Here is a 5886-nt window from a genome sequence, read left to right on the forward strand (position 1 = left end):
CATTTTGACCAACCAGCCATTCGTTGACGATTATTAATTTAAATTCATTTGAATATTTAGACATAGAAAAACCCAATAACTTTCTGGACATTTTTTTATTTTGTCCAAGTTATTGGGTTCACTTCAGTTTTTTCATAACAGTTGTGTTTTTATTTTGCATCTTTAGGGTCAACGCCGTACAACTCAATGTGATAGCCAGAAATATTGAGACCGCTGGCCTTCCGAGCCGCGTCAAGTAATGGTTGCACGTCAAAATTATTAGCATCAATAATTTCATGCGTTTTTTGGTTGATGATGTGATAGTGTGGTTCACCATAGTAATCAAAATGGCGTTTGTCATCATGGCTATCAATAACAACAACTAGACCACTATCCACCAATTTTTCAAGTGTATTATAAACCGTGGCTAAACTAATTGTTTGCAAATCAGCGTGGATCATTTCAGCTGTCGGATGGGTTTTGTGAGACATCAGATAATCTAAAATAATTATACGCTGATACGTCGCTTTTAGTCCACGTTTTTGCAACATGTTGCGCAATTTTTGATCAGGCATCAGCATCTCCATTTAATATGACCTAATTATATCACGTCTAAAATATTCTACCAAGCGACTTGAATTGTCAGACCAAGAGCGTTACAATGTTATTATATTAGAATGATTCTAAAAAAGAGGGGGGATAAAATGTCGGAAAAGCAGAGTTTGATGCAACGTAACAATGTCATTCGTGCTGCAGTGATGGGTGCCAATGATGGCATCTTGTCAGTATCAGGAATTATATTGGGTGTTGCTGGAGCCACCAGTCATACCGGAACAATTCTTTTAGCAGGTTTTGCTGGTACGCTAGCTGGAACAGTTTCCATGGCAATGGGAGAATATGTGTCGGTTAGTTCACAACATGATGCACAAGAAAAAGTACGACGAGAACAATCATTAGCGTTGAAACAAAATTTTGACGGTGAGTTCAAATTTGTTCAAAAGAAATATGAAGATAATGGTATTTCTGAGCAGCTTGCAATGCAAGCAACGCGTGAGATGATGACTAAGGAGCCACTTGTGACCACAGTTCGTGAACGATTTGGTTTCTCATTAGATAATGAATTGAGTGCCAAAGATGCGGGGTTAGCTTCGTTAATTAGTTTTCCAGTTGGGTCTATTTTGCCGATGTTAGCAATGTATTTGTCACCTACAAGCAGTCGTGAATGGTTGACTTTTTTCGCTGTTGCTATTGCCTTAGCACTAACAGGCTATGTAGCTGCACATTTGAATGGTGCTGATAAAAAACATGCTGCTGTGCGTAATGTATTAGCGGGCATATTTACGATGGTTGTAACATTTGCCATCGGTAGTTTATTTCGATAAAAGGGGGACACAATGTCAGAGCAAAAAAATAATAAAAGTATGACAATGGATGAGCGACTAAATGCGATTCGTGCAGGTGTTCTTGGGGCAAATGATGGCATTTTAACCGTTGTTGGTGTGTTGTTTTCGGTAGCAGCCGCCACGACTAATCATTTTGCGATATTTATTGCTGGTTTAGCAGATTTATTAGCGTGTGCTTTATCGATGGCTTCAGGCGAATATGCGTCAGTTAGTTCGCAATCTGATAGTGAAAAAGTCGTCGTCGCGCGTGAAAAAAAGTTACTACATGATGATTTTGAAGGACAGCGAAGGAGCGTGGCAGATTTTTATGTTGAGCGTGGGGTATCTCAAAATACAGCGCTAGCGATTGCGGATGAACTATTAGTTAAAAAACCACTCGAAACAGTTTTGAGTGTTAAATACGATTTGACGTTAGGACATTACATGAATCCTTGGTCAGCAGCGTGGTCGTCACTATTTAGTGCTGCGATTGGTGGTGTTTTCCCATTAGCTGCCTTAATATTGGTCACAGGACGCTATCAATTTGTTGCTACAATTGGTGCAACTGTTGTGGCTGTCGCGTTAACTGGATTTTTGAGTGCCAAAATTTCTAATGGTCTTATTAAGCGTGCAGTTATCCGAAATATTATTATTGGTCTTGTAACAGTCGCCATTCACTTTGGTATTGGAGAACTGTTTTGAGATAGACTTGCTCGTGGGGCTTAATATTTGAGATAATGGGAGCATGAATAACAAAATTAAGCAAACATGGCGTGTGATTGATGCGCGTTTTAAATTATCCACTTTAGGCGAGCTTTTTTCGCGATCACAAATTAGTTATGTTGGTCCGACATTTGCTTACTATGCCTTGTTAACGGTCTTTCCAATATTGATGGGCGCAGCGATGATCGTGTCCTTTACAAGCTTTAGTACAGCAGATTTATTGACGGCCATGCGCAATATGCTACCAAAAAATATTGAAAATATTGTGATTCCAATTATGCAGTCGGTCTTGGCGTCAAAAAGTGCCTCATTACTGTCGTTTACTGTTATCTTCACCATTTGGTCAATTTCTCGCGTGATTGCTGTATTCCGTAAGTCTTTCAATGCCATTGCTGATGTTGATGAACGTTTTAATAACATGTTGACACGTTTGTTTTCATTTCTATGGTTACTTGTGATTATTGCAGCGTTCGCTTTATTGATGATTGGGAGTAACGTTCTAACGATTGCTATGCAGCACTTACCGCATACGCAATGGACCAGTTTTTTGCAACACCAAACACGTTGGTTTATCTGGTTGGGGATGTGGTTAGCGTTAACGATGATGAACTTTTTGTTACCCACTAAAGATGCGAGAGCGCCTCTGCGGTTTGTCGTGATTGGCAGTTTCATAGAATTATTGATGCTAAATGCTTTGAACAAAGGGTTTACCATCTATGCTAAGATTGCAATTGGAAAATATGACTTTTATCAATCTGTGAGTTCCATGATTGTACTGTTAATTTGGTTGAACTTGATTGCAACAATTCTAGTATTGGGATATGTAATTATAAAGTGGATAGCTGAGATAAAATGGGGGAAAGATCTTGTTTCAAGACAGTGATTTTGATATTTTTAATGATGAAACCTTAGCAGGACGAATGGCCAAAATTAAGGCTATTATTGATCCAAAATTTGTTGAATTTGCTGACATAGCTTTACCAATTTTGCAAGAAGATGGACAAGAATGGTATGCACATGTCGCAAAACATTTGCGGCGAACTACCTATGCGCCAGATAACACATGGGTGGCTTTTGCCCCCAATCGACGCGGGTATAAAATGTTGCCACACTTTGAGTTGGGTATGTGGGCTGATCATATTTATTTTTATTTGGCGATTGAAGAAAATATGAAGCCAAAACAAACTACTGACATTGTCAATAAAATGACAGCAGTGACTGACATGGTTTTATCTTTACCAGCCAGTTATCGGCTTAGCCCTGATCACATGGTTAATGAAACAGTACCTCTGTCAGACTACTCACATTTAGTTAAACGGTATCAAGAGGTTAAACATAGTGAGGTTTTGATTGGCGTTGTGATACCAAGAGGTGATCAACGCGTGGGCACTGAAAGCCTAGTGGTGGCATTAAGCGATACTCTAAGAACATTAAAACCAATTTATGAACAACTCGTTTAAAAAAGAACTTCATTGAAGTTCTTTTTTTAGCCACCAATGGCATCAAACTGATTGTTTTCTTGCAGCTGTAAAGTTTGTGCTTGGTTAATTTCAGTGTATAAGACACTCGCCATTGATGTCGGAATAAAGCCATCTGTGACACCCTGTTGTACAAAATCATATTCAAATTGAAATGCTTGAATGTATAGGCTGTTGTCAACTTGTGTTGTTTGTTGGCGGTAATCACGTTTAATGGCACTGAAGAAGCGATTCATTGTTTCGCGAGTCATGTAGATATAGTCGTTGTCACTTTGTTTATTGTCGAGGCGTTCTCTTAACAAATCATCTAATGTTTGTCTGTGGCAGTGATCACGTCCTCATTTAAGCGTAACATTTCTTTTCTTGTATTAGTCCATTTTTCAATGTTTTCGGCAAATTTGGGATCGCTAGCAAGCTTTGTTTTTCGTATACGGTCACGTTGTGCTTTGGTAATTGCACCATTAGCTAAATGCCAAGCAGATTGTCTCATAAAGCGCTTCAAAGCATGCTTCAGGTGATGACTAAAATGTCCCATTGTTTTTTGACTATTATTAAATGAGTAATTGAGTATTTTCGTGTAAGCATTGATGGTAGTTAAGCTATATGTTGCAGAGGCATAATCGCCATGCACATAAGCTATCATAAAATCCTGCGTATCAGCAATTAAATCAATAAATTCAGGTGATTGACGTTTCCTATCATCCATCATAAATAGTTTATTTTTTTGTGATTGTAATTGTGCTGATAATACTTCACGCGTGCTATGGTCAGTGACAGTATCTAAAATTTTGAGTGAGGCGTAATCCACCATTTTATCGCGAATATGGGTTAAATCACTATCGGAATAGGCTTCTACTTTTTTTGGCAGGCTAAGTGGTAGCACAATTGCACTGATTAGCATGCTGAGTAAAATGACAATAGTAGCGACTATGATGAGCTCTTCGCGATATGGGAAAGCCCGTCCACCAATTTGATAAGGTAATGAGAAAGCCATTGCTAACGTTACAGTACCATGGACGCCACTAATGGCAAAAATTTTAGCATAGAAACGATGATTTTGATCATTACGATCACCAAAGAATGACGGAAGTGTCTGACGATGACGACGTGAGCGGTTGTTACGATCATCGTCACGTAAAGCCCAAAAGTATCGCAATACAAGCATAACGACATAAATTAAAAGACTTAGCGCGGCTAGTTGCAGTGTGCCAGATATCCCAATCTTAGTCATGGCTAACCAAACAGTTGGTAAGGAAATGCCTAAAATCAAGAAGACAATATCGTTTAAAACATCAGCAATGGTGCCCCAAATAGTTCTTGAAGTCAGCTGAACACTTGTTGAGGTTAAGCGTAACCGACTTGATTCCCAGTTGTGGACCATACCAGTGGCCACGACCGCTAAAATACCAGATGTGCCTAAGTGTTCAGCTAATAAATAGACAGCAAACGGTGTTAATAAGCTGATGGGGATGATGGTCGTTTCAGGATTAGAGGCGCGTTGTTGTAAATTGACGCGCAATGCCACAATTAAAAGCCCAGAAATAGTGCCAATGACAACCCCGCCAAAAGCGACAAAAAAGAAGTGTTCCAGACCGTTAAGCACTGAAAAAGTGCCTTTTGAGAGCACGGACAAGGATAAATCTAACATGACTAAGCCTGTGGCGTCATTAAAAAGTGATTCCAATTCTAATGCTTCACCGACGCCCTCAGGCATATCAGTACCGGCAGTTAGCGATTTGACGGCAACAGCATCAGTAGGTGTCACGATGGCAGCTAAAGTAATTGCTAATGGCAGTGTCCAAGCTACTTCAACGTGATTGGTAATCATGCCAACCACTAAGGCAGTTACTACGGCCAGAACGACCGAGAGCGTCCAGATACCCCCAAATCGCTTTTTAATTTTGGAAAATGATTGTCTTTGACCGTCAATAAACATAATCGGGGCAATAATCATTAACATAAAAAATTCGGGTTCTAATTCAAAATTGTTAAAAATTGGTGTAAATGACATAGCAACACCAACAATGATTAGAATGAATGCTTCAGGTATTTTTGGAATAAAATCTTTAATAATGTTAGTGGCAATAACACCAATAAGCAGTAACGAAAGGGTATAAAGTGTTTCCATTTGAATCCTCATTAATGATTGTGGTAGATTGTAAAATTAAACCGAACACTTGAATAAAAAAGCCGCAGTGCCTTTAATGGTAATTGTCTAAAACAACCATAAAGGAACTGCGACTCATGACTAGTTTATCATCTCAAGAACGCACTGTCATTCAAACTTTACTCGAATTGAATTATTCTGTTCGTGCCATTGCGCG

Annotated in this window: 6 protein-coding genes and 1 pseudogene; 5 read left to right on the top strand and 2 right to left on the bottom strand. The window is 39.1% G+C overall.

The window, feature by feature from the left end; translation table 11 throughout:
• Nucleotides 1-149 precede the first annotated feature (149 nt).
• Nucleotides 150-554: a Fur family transcriptional regulator gene (locus tag BMG01_RS09785; protein WP_036068824.1), complete on the bottom strand. Its 405-nt coding sequence runs from the start codon at nt 552-554 to the stop codon at nt 150-152.
• Nucleotides 555-683: 129 nt separating this feature from the next.
• On the opposite strand from BMG01_RS09785, the gene BMG01_RS09790 reads away from it, so the two are divergent.
• The 4 genes from BMG01_RS09790 to BMG01_RS09805 are packed head-to-tail and all read left to right on the top strand — an operon-like array spanning nt 684 to nt 3544.
• On the top strand, nt 684-1361 hold the full coding sequence (locus tag BMG01_RS09790; RefSeq protein WP_036068825.1) for a VIT family protein: 678 nt from the start codon (nt 684-686) through the stop codon (nt 1359-1361).
• A 12-nt stretch (nt 1362-1373) separates the two neighbouring features.
• A complete protein-coding gene (locus tag BMG01_RS09795) occupies nt 1374-2063 on the top strand; it encodes a VIT family protein (protein WP_036068826.1) in 690 nt (229 codons plus the stop codon).
• Between the two features lie 43 nt (nt 2064-2106).
• Nucleotides 2107-2967, top strand: a complete 861-nt coding sequence (locus BMG01_RS09800; protein ID WP_004915581.1) for a YihY/virulence factor BrkB family protein — start codon at nt 2107-2109, stop codon at nt 2965-2967.
• Nucleotides 2951-3544: a DUF1054 family protein gene (locus BMG01_RS09805; protein ID WP_004915580.1), complete on the top strand. Its 594-nt coding sequence runs from the start codon at nt 2951-2953 to the stop codon at nt 3542-3544. The genes BMG01_RS09800 and BMG01_RS09805 overlap by 17 nt, the downstream gene beginning before the upstream one ends.
• 26 nt (nt 3545-3570) lie before the next feature.
• Here the strand turns inward: BMG01_RS09805 and BMG01_RS09810 are convergent.
• Nucleotides 3571-5690, bottom strand: a pseudogene (locus tag BMG01_RS09810) (cation:proton antiporter).
• A gap of 116 nt (nt 5691-5806) precedes the next feature.
• Here BMG01_RS09810 and BMG01_RS11055 point away from each other — a divergent pair.
• Nucleotides 5807-5886: helix-turn-helix domain-containing protein (locus BMG01_RS11055; RefSeq protein WP_143471347.1), on the top strand; the 80-nt coding region annotated here is incomplete at its 3' end.

Source organism: Leuconostoc sp. BM2 (genome assembly GCF_002095565.1).
Taxonomy (GTDB): Bacteria; Bacillota; Bacilli; order Lactobacillales; family Lactobacillaceae; genus Leuconostoc; species Leuconostoc falkenbergense.